The 15,503-nt window shown below is 68.6% G+C and carries 15 protein-coding genes; 8 read left to right on the top strand and 7 right to left on the bottom strand.

The window, feature by feature from the left end; all coding sequences use genetic code 11:
* Positions 1 to 5 precede the first annotated feature (5 nt).
* Positions 6 to 1,157, bottom strand: a complete 1,152-nt coding sequence (locus NF20_RS04070; protein WP_033712984.1) for a hypothetical protein — start codon at positions 1,155 to 1,157, stop codon at positions 6 to 8.
* 567 nt (positions 1,158 to 1,724) lie between these two features.
* Between NF20_RS04070 and ag85B the strand changes: the two genes are divergently transcribed.
* The 8 genes from ag85B to NF20_RS04030 all read left to right on the top strand — a co-directional run bounded on the left by ag85B (position 1,725) and on the right by NF20_RS04030 (position 7,623).
* Complete coding sequence (gene ag85B, locus NF20_RS04065) at positions 1,725 to 2,717, top strand: diacylglycerol acyltransferase/mycolyltransferase Ag85B (RefSeq protein WP_003876576.1); 993 nt, start codon at positions 1,725 to 1,727, stop codon at positions 2,715 to 2,717.
* Between the two features lie 110 nt (positions 2,718 to 2,827).
* Entirely contained in the window at positions 2,828 to 3,391 is a 564-nt protein-coding gene (locus tag NF20_RS04060; RefSeq protein WP_009976935.1) for a chorismate mutase, read from the top strand.
* 132 nt (positions 3,392 to 3,523) lie between these two features.
* The gene (gene rpfC / locus NF20_RS04055; protein ID WP_003876574.1) at positions 3,524 to 3,934 is read left to right on the top strand and encodes a resuscitation-promoting factor RpfC; all 411 of its coding nucleotides are present in this window, start codon (positions 3,524 to 3,526) and stop codon (positions 3,932 to 3,934) included.
* A 35-nt stretch (positions 3,935 to 3,969) separates the two neighbouring features.
* A complete protein-coding gene (locus NF20_RS04050) occupies positions 3,970 to 4,449 on the top strand; it encodes an SRPBCC family protein (protein WP_170924232.1) in 480 nt (159 codons plus the stop codon).
* Positions 4,446 to 5,279: an SDR family oxidoreductase gene (locus tag NF20_RS04045; protein ID WP_023899817.1), complete on the top strand. Its 834-nt coding sequence runs from the start codon at positions 4,446 to 4,448 to the stop codon at positions 5,277 to 5,279. Before NF20_RS04050 ends, NF20_RS04045 begins: the two co-directional genes overlap by 4 nt.
* 12 nt (positions 5,280 to 5,291) lie before the next feature.
* Complete coding sequence (locus tag NF20_RS04040; protein ID WP_033712985.1) at positions 5,292 to 5,714, top strand: lipoprotein LpqH; 423 nt, start codon at positions 5,292 to 5,294, stop codon at positions 5,712 to 5,714.
* A gap of 56 nt (positions 5,715 to 5,770) precedes the next feature.
* Entirely contained in the window at positions 5,771 to 7,102 is a 1,332-nt protein-coding gene (locus NF20_RS04035) for a cytochrome P450 (RefSeq protein ID WP_033712986.1), read from the top strand.
* Between the two features lie 77 nt (positions 7,103 to 7,179).
* Positions 7,180 to 7,623 carry a nuclear transport factor 2 family protein gene (locus tag NF20_RS04030; RefSeq protein ID WP_019731776.1) on the top strand — a complete coding sequence of 148 codons (444 nt, stop codon included), beginning with the start codon at positions 7,180 to 7,182 and terminating at the stop codon, positions 7,621 to 7,623.
* An 8-nt stretch (positions 7,624 to 7,631) separates the two neighbouring features.
* On the opposite strand, the gene NF20_RS04025 is transcribed toward NF20_RS04030, so the two are convergent.
* The 6 genes from NF20_RS04025 to NF20_RS04000 form a co-directional block, all read right to left on the bottom strand.
* Positions 7,632 to 8,912: a hypothetical protein gene (locus NF20_RS04025; RefSeq protein WP_023861641.1), complete on the bottom strand. Its 1,281-nt coding sequence runs from the start codon at positions 8,910 to 8,912 to the stop codon at positions 7,632 to 7,634.
* Positions 8,913 to 9,424: 512 nt separating this feature from the next.
* Positions 9,425 to 10,543, bottom strand: a complete 1,119-nt coding sequence (locus NF20_RS04020) for an amidohydrolase family protein (RefSeq protein ID WP_033712988.1) — start codon at positions 10,541 to 10,543, stop codon at positions 9,425 to 9,427.
* A 10-nt stretch (positions 10,544 to 10,553) separates the two neighbouring features.
* Complete coding sequence (locus NF20_RS04015; protein WP_033712989.1) at positions 10,554 to 11,921, bottom strand: glutamine synthetase family protein; 1,368 nt, start codon at positions 11,919 to 11,921, stop codon at positions 10,554 to 10,556.
* 25 nt (positions 11,922 to 11,946) lie between these two features.
* A complete protein-coding gene (locus tag NF20_RS04010) occupies positions 11,947 to 12,828 on the bottom strand; it encodes a TIGR03854 family LLM class F420-dependent oxidoreductase (protein ID WP_033717216.1) in 882 nt (293 codons plus the stop codon).
* Between the two features lie 32 nt (positions 12,829 to 12,860).
* Positions 12,861 to 13,355, bottom strand: a complete 495-nt coding sequence (locus NF20_RS04005; protein WP_003876563.1) for a carboxymuconolactone decarboxylase family protein — start codon at positions 13,353 to 13,355, stop codon at positions 12,861 to 12,863.
* A gap of 54 nt (positions 13,356 to 13,409) precedes the next feature.
* On the bottom strand, positions 13,410 to 15,458 hold the full coding sequence (locus NF20_RS04000) for an MDR family MFS transporter (RefSeq protein WP_033712992.1): 2,049 nt from the start codon (positions 15,456 to 15,458) through the stop codon (positions 13,410 to 13,412).
* Positions 15,459 to 15,503 lie beyond the last annotated feature (45 nt).

Here is a 15,503-nt window from a genome sequence, read left to right as displayed (position 1 = left end):
TGAAATCAGGGCTGCGGGTCCAGCGTGGGACGCGGCGCCGAATCGGCCGCCGGCTCACCGGTGTCACCGGGGATGTGCTCGAGTACCCGGGTCAGATACGGCTGCCGGTTGCCGGACTCCATTTGCCGGTCGTCGCCGATGCCGGGCTGTTCATCGGGAGCGGCCGGTTCGCCGGCGGGCGCGGGGGCCGGCCCGCTCGGCGGCTTGGTCTGCGGTTTGGTCTGCGGTACCGCCGGCAGCGGTGTGACGGCCTTGACCGCCTCGGCGACCTGCGGCGCGGGCGGATGGGTGGCGTGCTTGGCGGACGCGGTCGCACTCGCCGGACCGACGTGAATGCCCACCGCGAGCGACACCGAGCCGACGAAGGAGATCGCCCCGGCGGTCAGCGCGGTCATGGCTCCGGCGTAGGACAACCGCCGGTGCCGGACGGGTGCCGGGGTCACCGGCTCGCTGCGGCGCGCCACGAGTTGTTCGTCGGTGAACTCGGTGCTGCGCGCCGCCGAGAGGGCCGCGCCCCGCGCGATCGTCACCTGGGCCATTGATTGCACGAAAACCGGTACCGGCAAAGCCTTTTCGAGTTGCCAGGACAAGCCGTCGATGTCGCTGTGGGCGCCGACGACGACGATGCCGCCCGGCTGCCAGCCGTCGCGCTCGAACATGCCGGTCAGCCAGCGGGTCAGGCCGTCGAAACCGCCGCGCACCTGCTTGGTGGCGGTTTGGGTCTGCCCGTCGTGGGAGTCGACCATGACGACCGTCGTCCAGTCGTGCTCGAGAACGCAGACGGCGGTCTGCTCGTACCCGATGACGGGGGCGATGGCCTGGGCGAGCGTCTCGACGGCTTGCAGGAACCGGACCGGCACCACGTTGTGCAAGCCCGCGTCGGTCAGCGCCTCGAGCACCAGCGCTGCCGGTACGGACGCATCGTCGTTCCAGGTCACGCCGATGACACGCAGCCGCCGATCGCTGCCGGCCGCCGCCGCCTCGACCCTCAACACCTCGTCGACCACCTGCTCCGCGGCACTGGCGGCACGCACAGCGCCGCCCGAGCGCAACGCCAATTCCTGGTGATCCAGGATGGTGCCGTCCGCGCCATGTCCTTCAGCGAGAACCCACCCAACGGTGGTCGGTGTCACCGACAGGCCAAGTACCGTGTCCAAATCTGTGCCCCAATCGGTCCCGCGCTCCGCTCCCAGACACGCTGACGCGCACCATGAAACCGCTGGTACACGGGTTCGTGAGAGCCGGAACAGACGCGGGATAGCGTGGTCTTCATCGGCTTGCTCCGAGAGAGCCTACGCGGTCCGCGAAAGGCCGGCAGCGCCCGGTCAGCCGTCGGGAACAAACCGGTGGCCGAATCACCTGATAACCCACCGGAAAACGGGTCGCATGGCAGGGCGGAGTGCATCGATTCCCCGATCGCGAATTGCACGCGAAAGGAAACCGGCGACCGGATGGCGCGCTGACCAACGCGCAGAAATCCGCGCCGACCCGGATGTTTTGCCGCACGCCGGTTGGACAACTGGTTGGACCGGCGCCGACCGGGTATCCCCGCACCCGTCGCCGCCCGGCGCTGCGGGCGGCGAAATTGCGAGGTGAAAACCTGCGAGACGAAAAGAGATGCGAAACCGAGACTCGTTCGCGTCCCAATCGACATTTGACGGACTCACACGGTAAATTCCTGTGAGACCACGATCACATGCGACCACATCCGACAAGGGGCAGGTATGACAGATCTGAGCGAGAAGGTCCGGGCCTGGGGGCGCCGGCTTTTGGTCGGCGCAGCGGCAGCTGTAACCCTGCCGGGCCTGATCGGTCTTGCCGGCGGCGCGGCGACCGCGAATGCGTTTTCGCGTCCGGGCCTGCCCGTCGAGTACCTGCAGGTGCCCTCCGCCGGAATGGGCCGCGACATCAAGGTCCAGTTCCAGAGCGGCGGCAACGGCTCCCCCGCGGTGTATCTGCTGGACGGCCTGCGGGCGCAGGACGACTACAACGGCTGGGACATCAACACCCCCGCCTTCGAGTGGTACTACCAGTCCGGCCTGTCGGTGATCATGCCCGTCGGCGGACAGTCCAGCTTCTACGCGGACTGGTACCAGCCCGCGTGCGGCAAGGCCGGTTGCTCCACCTATAAGTGGGAGACCTTCCTGACCAGCGAGCTGCCGTCGTACCTGGCCTCGAACAAGGGTGTGAAGCGCACCGGCAGCGCCGCGGTCGGCATCTCGATGTCCGGATCCTCGGCGATGATCCTGGCCGTCAACCACCCCGACCAATTCATCTATGCCGGATCGCTCTCGGCGCTGCTCGACCCGTCCCAGGGCATGGGGCCGTCGCTGATCGGTCTGGCGATGGGTGACGCCGGCGGCTACAAGGCCGACGCCATGTGGGGCCCGTCCAGCGACCCGGCCTGGCAGCGCAACGACCCGAGCCTGCACATCCCCGAGCTGGTCGGCCACAACACCCGGCTGTGGGTGTACTGCGGTAACGGGACACCGTCGGAGCTGGGTGGCGCCAACATGCCCGCCGAGTTCCTGGAGAACTTCGTGCGCAGCAGCAACCTGAAGTTCCAGGACGCCTACAACGGCGCCGGCGGCCACAACGCCGTGTTCAACTTCAACGCCAACGGAACGCACAGCTGGGAGTACTGGGGAGCCCAGCTCAACGCCATGAAGCCCGACCTGCAGGGCACCCTGGGCGCGTCCCCGGGTGGCGGCGGATAACCCCTCGACCGCTCGCGGCCACTACTGCGCTCGACGATGACACCGTCGGGCGCAGTAGTGCTGTTGCGGCCCCGACCGGGCGCCGCGGCGCCAGGGGTCGGGCCGCCCGTGTGGTCGTGGCGGGCTGTCTGGTGACCGGGGCCCTCGCCGGGGCCTTCGCGGTGCCAGCGGCGAAGGCCCGAGCCGACACCGCCGATCCGCTCACCGAGCTGGTCGACACCGCCGTCCAGCGGCTGCAGCTCGCCGAGCCGGTGGCCGCCTACAAATGGAACAGCCACGGTGCCGTCGAAGACCCGGCACGCGTCGCCCAACAGCTGGCCCTACTCGGCGACCAGGCCGCCGCCGAGAACATCGACCGCGACTACGTCACCCGGGTTTTCGGCGACCAGATCCGCGCCACCGAGGCCATCGAATACAGCCGGTTCGCGAGCTGGAAGCTGAATCCGGGCGAGGCCCCGGCCGACGCGCCCGACCTGACGGCCTCGCGGGCGGCGATCGACGACCTCAGCCGGACCATGCTGACTGCGCTGGCGGCCGATTGGCCGCTGCTGCATTCGCCGGCATGCGCGGCGCTGCTGGCCGACGCGCGGCGCGCCGTCGTCGGCGACCGTCGGCTCGACACCCTTTACCAACGGGCCCTGACCTCGGCCACGCAGTCGTATTGCCAGCAATAATTTAATTTTTCCTCACCAATTTCTAACGCCTTGTTTTCGCCTGCCGAAATGGCGGTTTTCGCAGATAGAAGGCATATCTCGCGGCATTTTCGAATAGGTAACGCTTTGGCCACACGGGCCGAAATCCTGGACATGACAAATCTCTGCAAGCTTCTCGTCAAGTCCGTAGTGGTCGGCGGGTTCGTTGCAGCGTCGATGGCTTCGTCCACGGGTGTGGTGAGCGCCGAGCCCACGCCCAACTGGGACGCGATCGCTCAATGCGAATCCGGTGGCAACTGGCACGCCAACACCGGAAACGGCGAATACGGTGGACTGCAATTCAAACCGGCCACCTGGGCCCGCTACGGCGGCGTCGGCAACCCCGCGGCCGCCTCCCGCGAACAGCAGATCGCCGTGGCCAACCGGGTTTTCGCCGAAGAGGGCGTGGAGCCGTGGCCGAAGTGCGGCGCCCAGTCCGGCCTGCCGATCGGCTGGTACTCGCACCCCGCGCAGGGCATCAAGCAGATCATCAACGGCCTGATCCAGGCGGCGGTCCCGCGCTGATCAAACGCCGCCGAGGTCTATGAGCCGGCCGCAAGCTGTGTTTGGATCAGCCCATGGAAGGTTCGGCGACGGTGCACATGGCGGCGCCCGCGGCCAAGATCTGGGACCTCATCGCGGACGTGCGCAACATGGGGCGGTTCTCCCCCGAGGTGTTCGAGGCCGAGTGGCTGGGCGGCGCGACCGGCCCGGCCCTCGGCGCGAAATTCCGCGGTCACGTCCGGCGCAACGAGATCGGACCGGTGTATTGGACGACGTGCAAGGTGACCGCCTGCGAACCGGGTCGCGAGTTCGGCTTCACCGTGCTCCTGGGTGACCGCGAGGTCAACAACTGGCACTACCGCTTGGCGCCCAGCGGTGGCGGCACCGACGTGACCGAGTCGTTTCGGCTCAATCCGGCGCCCTGGCTCCCGGTGTACTGGGTATTCGGCGGCTTTCTGCGCAAGCGCCGCAACATCCGCGATATGACCAAGACGCTGAACAGGATCAAAGACGTGGTCGAGGCCGACGCGCCGTGAAATCGATCTTCATCACCGGCGCGGGCAGCGGCATGGGTCGCGAGGGCGCAAAGCTGTTCCACGCCAAGGGTTGGCGGGTCGGCGCCGTGGACCGCAACGACGACGGCCTGGCCACGCTGCAGCAGCAGCTGGGTGACCATCGACTGTGGACCCGCGCCGTCGATGTGACGGACAAGGCGGCGCTGGACGGCGCCCTGGCCGATTTCTGCGCCGGCAACACCGGCGGCGGGCTCGACATGATGTGGAACAACGCCGGCATCGGGGAATCCGGCTGGTTCGAGGACGTGCCGTACGACGCCGCGATGCGCGTGGTCGACGTCAACTACAAGGCGGTACTGACCGGGGCGTACGGCGCGCTGCCCTACCTCAAGAAGTCGGCCGGCAGCCTGATGTTCTCCACGTCGTCGTCCTCGGCCACCTACGGGATGCCGCGGCTGGCCGTCTATTCGTCGACCAAGCACGCCGTCAAGGGGTTGACGGAGGCGCTGAGCGTGGAGTGGCAGCGGCACGGGGTGCGGGTGGCCGACGTGCTGCCCGGTCTGATCGACACCGCCATCCTCACCACCACGACCAACCATTCCAACGACGGCGCCGCGCCGATGACCGCCGAGGAGCTTCGCGCCACCGCGCCCAAGAAGGGCATGCTGCGGTTGATGCCGGCCAGCAGCGTGGCCGAGGTGGCGTGGCGGGCCTACCACCATCCGCGGCGGCTGCATTGGTACGTGCCCAGGAGCATTCGCCTGATCGACGTGTTCAAGGGTCTGAGTCCGGAATTCGTGCGGCGTAGCATCGTCAAGTCGTTGCCCGCGCTGATGCCGAAGCGGCAGTAAGGAGTTCGGCTGGTGCAAAAACGCTTGCCCACAGTCGTTTTGGTGCTGACGGCCGTTGTAGCCGGCATCGCCGGGTGCAGCGCGGCGCAGACCGTGCCGCGCAAGGCCGCCCGGCTGACCATCGACGGCGCCACCCACACGACCCGCCCGCCGTCCTGCCGGCAGGACCAGATGTATCGGACCATCAATATCCCCGACCACGACGGTGGAATCGAAGCGGTGGTGCTGCTCAGCGGTTACCGGGTGATGCCGCAGTGGGTGAAGATCCGCAACGTCGACGGCTTCACCGGCAGCTACTGGCAGGGCGGAGTGGGCGACGCGCACGTCGATCTCACCAACGACGCATACACCATCACCGGCAGCGCGTACGGCATCAACAGCGCCAACCCCAACAAAGTGGTGACCACCGACTTCAAAATCGTTGCCGAGTGCTGATTCTCGTGTCGGCCGGGGCATACGCTGGTGACGACGGCTGAACGAGGGAGGGGCCGGTGAAGGAACGCTTGCACTGGTTCGCGATGCACGGCTTCATCCGCGGCGCCGCCGCGCTGGGCGCCCGCCGCGGTGACGTGCACGCCCGGTTGATCGCCGATCCGGCGGTGGCCGCCGATCCGGCGCGCTTCTACGACGAAGCTCGGGCCCGCGGCACGCTGGTGAAGGGTCGCGTCGCCTATCTGACGGCGGACCACGCGCTCGCCCACGAGCTGCTGCGCTCCGAGGACTTCCGGGTGCTGGTCTTCGGATCGAACCTGCCGGCGCCGTTGCGGTGGCTGGAGCGTCGCACCCGCGACGACCTGCTGCACCCGCTGCGCGCCCCGTCGTTGCTGGCCGTCGAGCCGCCCGAGCACACCCGCTACCGCAAGACCGTGTCGGCGGTGTTCACGCCCCGCGCGGTCGTCGCGCTGCGCGACCGGGTGGAGCGCACCGCGGCCGAGCTGTTGGACCAGCTGACCGGCGGGCCGGGCGTCGTCGACATCGTGGGACGGTACTGTTCGCAACTCCCGGTCGCGATCATCAGCGAGATCCTCGGCGTCCCCGAGCAGGACCGCAGCCGGGTGCTCGAATTCGGCGAACTGGCCGCCCCGAGCCTGGACATCGGATTGCCGTGGCGCCAATACCGCAGCGTGCAGCGTGGCATCGCCGGCTTCAGCTCCTGGCTGGCCGGGCATCTGCAGCAGCTGCGCAGCAACCCCAGCGACAATTTGATGAGCCAGCTGATCCAGACCGCCGAAAGCGGTTCGGCCGAAACCTATCTCGACGAGACCGAGCTTGCGGCGATCGCCGGGCTGGTGCTGGCCGCCGGCTTCGAGACCACGGTGAACCTGCTCGGCAACGGCATCCGCATGCTGCTGGACGCGCCGGAGCACCTCGACACGCTGCGGCGCCGGCCCGAGTTGTGGCCCAACGCCGTCGAGGAGATCCTGCGGCTGGAATCGCCGGTGCAGCTGACCGCGCGGATGGCGCTCGACGACGTCGAAGTGGCGGGCCGGCAGCTGCACCGCGGCGATCTGGTACTGGTGTATCTGGCGGCCGCCAATCGCGATCCGGCGGTATTCGGCGATCCGCACCGCTTCGACATCGAAAGGCCAAACGCCGGAAGGCATCTCGCGTTCTCCGGCGGACGGCATTTCTGCCTGGGCGCGGCCCTGGCCCGCGCCGAGGGCGAGGTAGGGCTGCGCACCTTCTTCGAGCGCTTCCCCGAGGCGCGTGCCGCGGGGGCGGGGAGCCGGCGCGAGACCCGGGTGCTGCGGGGATGGTCGTCGCTGCCGGTGCGGCTGGGCCCGGCCCGCTCGCTGGCCGCCGCGGAAGCGCCGACCGGATGAGCCGACCGCCGGGTGAACCGGGCGGTTGACACCGCCGCGCCGACGGAGTTTCATTTGCCGCTATGACAGAGGTTTCTATGATCGCGGTGGAGGATGTCGTGCGCGGGCTGTGGCAGGCCCTGTCGCGGCGTGATTGGGATGCGGTCAAGACCTTCCTGTCCGACGACTGCCTGTATGTCGACATGCCCGTTCCGGCGTTGTCGGCCCGTGGCCCGGAGGACATCGTCAAGCGGCTCAAGATGGGGCTCGAGCAGTTGGCCGGCTACCAGAACCACCCCGGCGTGCTGGTGTCCAACGGCTCCGACGTGCTCTACGAGCACTCCGAGACATGGACGTTCGCCACCGGCGAGCAGGGCGTGCTGCGATTCGTCACCGTCCACAAGGTGATCGATGGCAAAGTGACCGTCTGGAAAGACTATTGGGACATGCAAAGCCTCGTCGCCTTCGCTCCCCCGAACCACTTCGAGGGCTTGGCAAATGGGGACACTAGCTGGGTCTTTGACGCTTCAGCATTGGTCTGACCGAGACGTCAGAGCGCCGAAAGGATCTGCGATCTCGACGGCGTCATCAGCTGGTCGAGCACCTTGCCCCGCTGCTCGGGCTTGAGGTCGGGCGCCAGCCCCTGGGTCACCTTGAGCAGGTCGACCTGGCGGTCTTTGCGCAGGTTCAACCAGGCGTAGTTGAATGCGCTGGCTTCGGCCCCGCCCCGCAGCCACTGCTGTTGCATGAACAACGTGGTGAAGAACTCCTTGCTGCGCCTGGGTTCGTTGTCGAAGAAGCCCGCGAAGGCGTCCTCGTAATGGGTTTCGGTCGAGTTGTGCCGGATGAACCGCGTCGTCCCCAGCGGTGTCGCGGCCGTGACGACCAACTGCGGGCGACCGTGCAACGGAAACAGGCGGCCCCGCAACGACTTTCGTTTCAGCCACTTCGCCACGTTGGCGCGTTCGTTCGACGGCCAATCCTTACACAGCGTGCTGGGTTCGAAAATCGCCGCCCACGCCAGGTTCCGGAAGTCCAGCACGGGCTGGGCGAGGATTTGGAAGTCGGCCAGCGGGCGCTTCGGCCTGAACGGCGACCTCAGCCGATGAAATTGGTAGTGCCAGGTGGCAATTCGCAGAATCCGCTCCAGGCCGGTGGCCACCAGCGAGATCTGGGCTCGCGGCGTGTTCCAGTAACCGAGCAGCGTGAAGATCTCCATCTGACTCAGGATCGCTTTCAGCGCACGCTCGTACAGCGTCCAGTGATTCTCGTTGGCGCACCGATTTGCCCGGAATCCGAACTCGCGCGGCACCAGCCAGGCGAGCGCGGTCGCGGTGACCGCGGCCAGGGCGTCGGCCTGGTAGTCCACGTCCAGCAGCACCCGCGGGGCATGGCGGCTGAGCTCGGAGTGGTTGCCGCCGGACATCCCCTGGGAGTTGTGCAGCAGCTCGTGGATGAAGTAATTGTCGATCATCCAATCGGTGTCCTGGTTGTCGAGCCCCAGATTCGATTGCACCCGGGCCATGGCTTCCCGGGTCCGCCGGCTGATGCGATACACCGGCTGCCGCAGCGACGTGTCGATTTCCATCGACTGCTCGCGCGGGCCGGAGGCTGTCGGGTCGGCGTTCCGGTCGAACTTGAGGTTGCGCAGGTCCCCGTCGGAAACCAGCGCGGACAGGAATTTGATCGGCGCGAGCCGAAGCTTCTTGACCGAATCCTTCGTCAGCACCTTGCGCAGGGTTTCCAGGCGCCCTTCGATGCGGTCGTCGAAAGCCGATTGCGTGGCCGCCGCCGGTTGCGTGGTCGCTGCCGTTTGTATGGTCGCCAACATGGTCTGACCCCCAGCTCGGGCGTGGGACGGGTCGTCCGTGCGGTAGAACGTTACGCGCGCGCGGCCAGCGGCGACCGGTTTTGAGCGATTACGAGTGTGCCCGCGCGAATTGCCGGTGATCGCGACCAGTCCGGCCGTCGGCCGGGCGGGGCCGGACTGGTCGAGCGATCTCTTGCCGGGACTCGGGAAAATGGCCACCCCTCATTGGCCATTCCGGCGATGCCCCGGCGCAGACTGGGGCAGGGCGTGACTAGCTGGCCCGGGCGGGTGACGAGTCGGCCGGCGGCGCGACGGTGGCCGGACCGGCGAGAACTGCGGTGACGGCCGCCGTGAAGAAGGCAGCACGGGACAACATCTGCCCAAACCTCCTTGCTTCCTCGTGAGTTGGGTGACGTTGCCCGATTCGTCGATGGCAGCCTAGCTGACGGCGTTGTCAATAACAGGCGGAATCGGGAAAATTCGCGCGCGGCGGCGCACGGCGCGGCCCCGGCCCATCGGGGCCCGGCGGGCTGTTACGGCGCCAGGCCGTAGAGGCGCGCGGCGTTCTCGCGGGCGATCAGATTAACCACCCGGATGGCGTCGGTGCGGCTCCAGTCACCGGCTTCCACGAACTCGCGCAGCACGCGGTGAATACCCCTGCGCCACAGCACCGCTCCCAAAAAATGCAGTTCGGCGGGACCGAATCCGTCGGAGGAATAGAGGATCTTGGAAAACGGCGCCAGCTCCAGCAGGCGCGCCAAGAACGCCGGCGACCGCGCCCCCAAGTGGTTCACGCTCAACCCGCCGTCGACGTAGACGTTGTTGAAGGCCTGCGCCAGGTAGCCGGCCTCCCGCTCGTAGGGATAGCAGTGCAGCAACACGATCGGCACATCTCCGCTGTGGTGCAGGAAGTCAAGCAGCAGCAGCGGATTGGCCTTGTGCAGATCGCAATCACGATCGCCGAACCCGACGTGCAATTGCAGCGGCTTGCCCAACCGCAGCGCCCGGTGCAGCCCGAATCGCAGCAGCACCCGATCGCGCAACCGGGTGCCGCCGAGCTCGCGCCACCGGGCCGCCGCCCGGGCGACCTCGGTCGCCGACGGCTCGCTCAGGTCTCCGTCGAACCCGCCCCGGTAGGCCAGGATCGATTTGGTGCCGGCCGCGCCGGCCGCCCGCGCGGCCAGGATCTCGTCGAACGCCGCCGCGTAGTCGCCCGGCGCTTGCGCCGCCTGCTCGGCGACCTCCTCGAGACGCACCAGCTCGGCCGCGGGGCCGGCCGCCAGCTCGGCCATCTCGGCGACACCGGCGACCACGCCGTGCCCGATTCCGGTGTCCACCAACCAGTTGCTGACCCCGGCGGCCGGCAGGAACAGCCGCGCCAGTTCGTGTTCGCTGAGTTGGCAACGGCGCTCCCAATAGGATTGCGGGTCGGCGTGTCTGGGCAGCCCCAGGATGGGAGCGCAGTGGGCGCGCACGGCGAACCCGAGCTGCGAGTCGAAACCCGAACCGGTGATCGGCTCGGTGTTGGCCTCGTTCAGCGCGTTCTCGAATCGTCGCCGCCCGCCGGTCGTCAGCCAGCAGCCGTGGACGTGCTGGTCGATCAGCGACACGGCGCCGATGTGTTCGGCCAGGGCATCGGTGTCGGAGACCATGGCGGCGTCGTCACAGGCTCCAGGCCATGCGGAACCGGTCCGCCAGTTGCGTGGGGTCCAGGTCGCCGTAGCGTTCCTGCTCCAGGCGGCGCACCGCCACCACCATGTCGACCACCGGGTCGCCCAGGATGTGCCGCATCAGCTCCGAATCATCAAGGGCCGCAATCGCTTCTGCGGCCGAATCGGTCAGCAGCACCACACCGTCGCGGTCACGGTCGGCGTCGGACAGCGCCGCCGGGTCGACCGTCACCTCGGGAGGCAGCGCCGCCTGCGACTTGATTCCGTCCAGGGCGAGCCCGAGGATGGCCGCCGACGCCAGGTAGGGATTCGCCGACGGATCGACGATCTTCACCTCGACGTTCCCGCCGCGCGGGCTGCCGGGGCCGTCGACGATGAACCGCACTGCGGCTTCCCGGTTTTCGGTCCCCCAGCAGGCGTAGGCGCCGGCCCAATTGCCCGGGCGCATCCGCAGGCCGGAGACGATCGACCCGCACAGCACACCCTGCGCCTCGGGCAGCCCGCGGATCACGCCCGCCACCGCGTTCTCCCCCGCCGGGGTCATGCCCGCCGTGCCTGCGCCGCCGGAGAACAGCGGCCCTTCCGCCATGGACAGCGAAAAGTGTTGGTGGGCACCGGATCCCACATCACCGGCGTACGGTGCGGGTGACAGGCTGATGCGGAACCCGTGCCGGCGGGCCGCGCGGCCGATGATCAGCCGCATCAAGATCAGCTGGTCGGCGGCGGCCACCGGGGGTTGCGGCGCCAGCGAGAGCTCGAACTGGTTGGCGCCGTACTCGGGGTGCAGCTGTTCGATCGCGATGCCGGCCCGGGTCGCCGAACCGATCACATCGCGGACGAACGCCTCGTGCTCCAGCACCCCGGCAAGGCCGTACTGCGCCCACAACGTCGACGGCAACCGCTGCCCGTCCGGGGCGACCAGAACGAATTCGACCTCGTGCCCGATGGCCGCGTCGATGCCGGCGTCGGCGAGCGCGGCCTCGACCCGCTTCAGCGTTCCGCGGGCGCAGCTGGGTATGGGCGTGCCGTCCTGGGCGAAAAACGCGGCCGGCGCCCAGGCCAGGCCGTCGCCGACGATGCGCAACGCGGACAGGTCGATCCGAAGACGTTGGTCCCCCACCACGCCGACCTCGGCGGTGAACGCGATGCCGGTTTGGTCGACGGCGAAGGCATGCCAGGACGGGCTGGCGCCCAGACCGGGATCGGCGAAGGTGTTCGTCCGCCGGATCGGAACCGTCTTGGCCAGGGTGAGCCCGGCGGGATTGACGACCGTCCCGATCACGGTGTCGACGCCCTCGGCCTCCAGCTGGGCGATCGCCGCGGCGGCAAGCGGTGTCCGGTCATGGCAGTCATTGTGCAGGGTCGCGGGCGCGGCGCCCGCGATTTCAGTTCTGGCGGCCGACCAACTCGGTGACGAACCGATCGAGAAAGCCGTCCAACGGCGCCGTGCCCGCCGGCCGGATGACGAATTTCGTCAGTCCCGCATCGAGGTAGGCGTCGAGTTTGCGGTGCAGCTGATCCCATCCGCTCGCGATCAGTTCGTCGGGGTCCAGGTCGGGGCGGCGGCGCCGCACCGCCGCGATCGCCGGCGGCGGCAGTTCGCCGTCGGCGACGGCCAGCGAGATCCCGAAGTGGTCGGGTTCGATGTGCCGTCCGGCGGCCGCCGCGGCCCGCTCGATCGCCTCGCGCCCGGCCCGGGCCTCCGCCGGGGTGAGGAAGCTGCCCAGCCAGCCGTCGGCCAGCGCACCGATCCGCCGCAACGCCGCGGGCGCCGAACCGCCCAGCCAAATATCCAGTGGCGGTGCGGGTTTGGGCGTGACCGCCGCACCGGTCACGCTGAAATACCGCCCGGTGAACGTCGCCGAATCCTCCACCAGCGCCGCGCGCAGCAGCCGCAGCGACTCGTCGAACACCGCCGCCCGCTCGCCGTCGGGAACCACGAACACCTCGCGTTCGGCCGGAATCGCCGAGCGCAGCCCGAACACCGGAAGGACCCGCTTGGGCGCGACCGCCGCCAGCGACGCCAACTGCTTGGCCACCAGCACCGGGTGCCGCCCCGGCAGCACGGCGACCGACGTGCCCACCTTCAACCGGTGCGTCCGCGCCAGCGCAAACGCCATCCCGACCACCGGATCGACCGCCGGGGAGTACACCAGCTCGGAGAACCACAGCGAATCCACCCCGGTCGACTCGAGATGGTCGACGATGGCGCCCAGCTCGGCGGGGGCGTTGTCGGCGCCCAGCCCGACGCCGAAGCGGATCTTCATCGGCGCCTCCCCCGTCGGCGTCGCACGCCGGGCTATCCGCGGCTGGGGATGGTCAGCTTGCAGGCCTGCCCGATGTCGAGGGTCCGCAGCACCCGGCCCATGCCGACCCACAGCGCGCAGGACAGGGCCAGATCGGCGAGCAACTCGTCGGAGAAGTGCTCGGCGCAGCGGCTCCAAAAGTCTTCGTCGTCGCGCAGACCGGTGTGATCGGTCGCGAAGCGGTCCGCGAATTCGGCTGCCAGCCGCTCCTGTTCGCTGTAGCCGGGCCAGGTGCGCCACTCATGGACGTGGTCGTACAGCTCCTCGTCGACGCCCGCCGCCGGGCCGTCCTCGTCGCGGGTGTTGACGCACACGACGCACTCGTTGCGGTGGGCGATCACGGCGCGGGCCAGCTCCCGGGTGCGCAACGGCAACCGGTTCTTGGTGTAGACCGCCTGGCTGAACGCGCCCAGCGCGGCGCCGATGTCCGGAGATTTCACGAACCAGCCGGCCAGGTCGTCGTCAGCAAATGTTCCGATTCGGCTCATGGCGTGATGGTACGCCCGGGTTCGCCGGCCGCCGGCGACGAGTGCTCGGCCCGGCTAGCGGGCCGCCGCCGTGATCGCCGCGGTCGGCTGCTCGTCATGCCAATCACGTTGGGCGAGAACGCGATACGCAACGCGTTCCAGGGCGGCCTGCACCGCTTGGCGGTCCGGGCGCCCCTCGAAGCCGGGCGACCGCCCGAGTTTGTCGACCAGCCAGGCCAACAGCAGCGAATGCACGTAGCCGACCTGCTGGGCCCCGGCCGGCGTGAGCCACAGCCGGTCGCCGTCGCTGCCCGCGTAACCGGCGGTGACCAGGCGCGAGAAGGTCGGCTCGAGCACCTCGAACGGAATCCGCAGATACTCCGCCATGTCGGTGAGTCGCGCGGTGCCGTACATCTGGGTGTAGCGGTTGATGCGCAACACTCCCCACAACCCGGCGACGTCGAGCCGGCAATCGGGTCGCATCGCGATGCTGCGCAACCGCATCCCGGTCTCGCCGCGCAACATCCGGGCGATCGCGTTCTCCAGCATCTGGTCGGGTGTCTCGGTGGTCGGCATGCCGAATGCGTCACCGAGATCGACTGTGCTGTCGTGGATGTCGCGCAGCGGGATTTCGCGCAGGAACAGCGCCAGCACGAAACCCACCAGCGCGACCGGGGCCGCCCAGAAGAACACCTCGGTGAGCGATTCCGCATAGGCCGCCACGATGGGCGCGGCCACCTCATGAGGCTGGCGGTGTAGGGCGCCCGGCGAGCTGACCGCGCCGGGCGGCGCGCCGCTGGCCGCCAGCGCCGGACCGATCCGGCGGTTCAGGAAGTTCACGAATAACGAGCCGAATATCGCTGCGCCGAAGGAACTTCCGATGGTCCGAAAGAACGTCACCCCGGACGTGGCGACGCCGAGATCTTCGAAGTCCGACGTGTTCTGCACGATCAGGATCAGCACCTGCATGGACAGCCCGATGCCGGCGCCCAGGATGAACAGATACAGCGACTGGATCACCGCCGGGGTCGACGGCTGCATCCGCGACATCAGCAGGAACGCCAACGCCATCAGCGCGGTGCCGGCCACGGGGAAGATCTTGTACCGGCCGGTGCGCCCGACGATGGTGCCGCTGCCGGTCGAGGTGAACAGCATGCCCACCACCATGGGCAGGGTGCGCAACCCCGACGTGGTGGCCGAGACCCCGTCGACGTATTGCATGTAGGTGGGCAGGAACGTCATCGCGCCCAACATGGCGAAACCCACCACGAAGGACAGCACGCAGCACACGGTGAACACCGGGCTGGCGAACAAGCGGACCGGCAGAATGGGCTCGGCGGCGCGGCGTTCCACCACCACGAAAACGCCGAGCGCCACCGCGGCGGCGGCGAACAGGCCGATGATCGTCGGCGAGCCCCACGGATAGCGGCTGCCGCCCCAGCTGGTGGCCAGCGTCAGGCCGGCCGCGCCCAGGCCGACGAAAACGATTCCGGCGTAGTCGATCACCGGTTTGGCCGATGCGGCCAGCGCGGGAATCGCCGCGGCGGCAACGAAAATGACGATCACCGAGACCGGCACGTTCACCCAGAACGCCCAGCGCCAGCTCAGGTAATCGGTGAAATAGCCGCCCAACAGCGGGCCGATGACCGTGGTGACGCCGAACACCGCCCCGAGGATGCCCTGGTACCGGCCCCGCTCCCGCAGCGGAACGACCTCACCGATCAGCGCGCTGGCGGTGACGGTGATCCCGCCGCCGCCGATGCCCTGCAGCGCACGCGCTCCCACCAACATGGCCATCGACTGGGCCAGTCCGCACAGGACCGAGCCGGCCACGAAGAACAGGACTGCGGCCTGGAAGACGCGCTTGCGGCCGTATAGATCGCCGAGCTTGCCCACCAGCGCGGTGACAATGGTCGAGGCGAGCAAATAGCTGGTCACGACCCAGGACTGATGGCCGGCATCGCCCAGGTTGGCGACGATGGTCGGCAGCGCGGTCGCCACGATGGTCTGGTCCAACGCCGCGAGCAGCATGCCGAGCACGATCGCGACGAAGATCAGGTTGCGCCGCTGCGGGCTGATCCGCTCGCCGCCGGATCCGGTATCGGCGCGGGCCGGTGCACTCACTGCTGCTCTCGGGGTCGTCATGGCTGCCTTCCGTCGCATCGGCGT

The organism is Mycobacterium sp. MAC_080597_8934 (assembly GCF_000523975.1).
Lineage (GTDB): Bacteria > Actinomycetota > Actinomycetes > Mycobacteriales > Mycobacteriaceae > Mycobacterium > Mycobacterium avium.
Note: the sequence above shows the minus strand (reverse complement) of the source record. Positions and strands in the feature narration are given on the sequence as shown.

Coding starts and splice junctions, on each gene's coding strand:
- ag85B (WP_003876576.1), top strand. CDS start 1,725: ATGACAGATCTGAGCGAGAAGGTCCGGGCCTGGGGGCGCCGGCTTTTG.
- rpfC (WP_003876574.1), top strand. CDS start 3,524: ATGACAAATCTCTGCAAGCTTCTCGTCAAGTCCGTAGTGGTCGGCGGG.
- NF20_RS04030 (WP_019731776.1), top strand. CDS start 7,180: ATGATCGCGGTGGAGGATGTCGTGCGCGGGCTGTGGCAGGCCCTGTCG.
- NF20_RS04025 (WP_023861641.1), bottom strand. CDS start 8,912: ATGTTGGCGACCATACAAACGGCAGCGACCACGCAACCGGCGGCGGCC.
- NF20_RS04020 (WP_033712988.1), bottom strand. CDS start 10,543: ATGGTCTCCGACACCGATGCCCTGGCCGAACACATCGGCGCCGTGTCG.
- NF20_RS04010 (WP_033717216.1), bottom strand. CDS start 12,828: ATGAAGATCCGCTTCGGCGTCGGGCTGGGCGCCGACAACGCCCCCGCC.
- NF20_RS04005 (WP_003876563.1), bottom strand. CDS start 13,355: ATGAGCCGAATCGGAACATTTGCTGACGACGACCTGGCCGGCTGGTTC.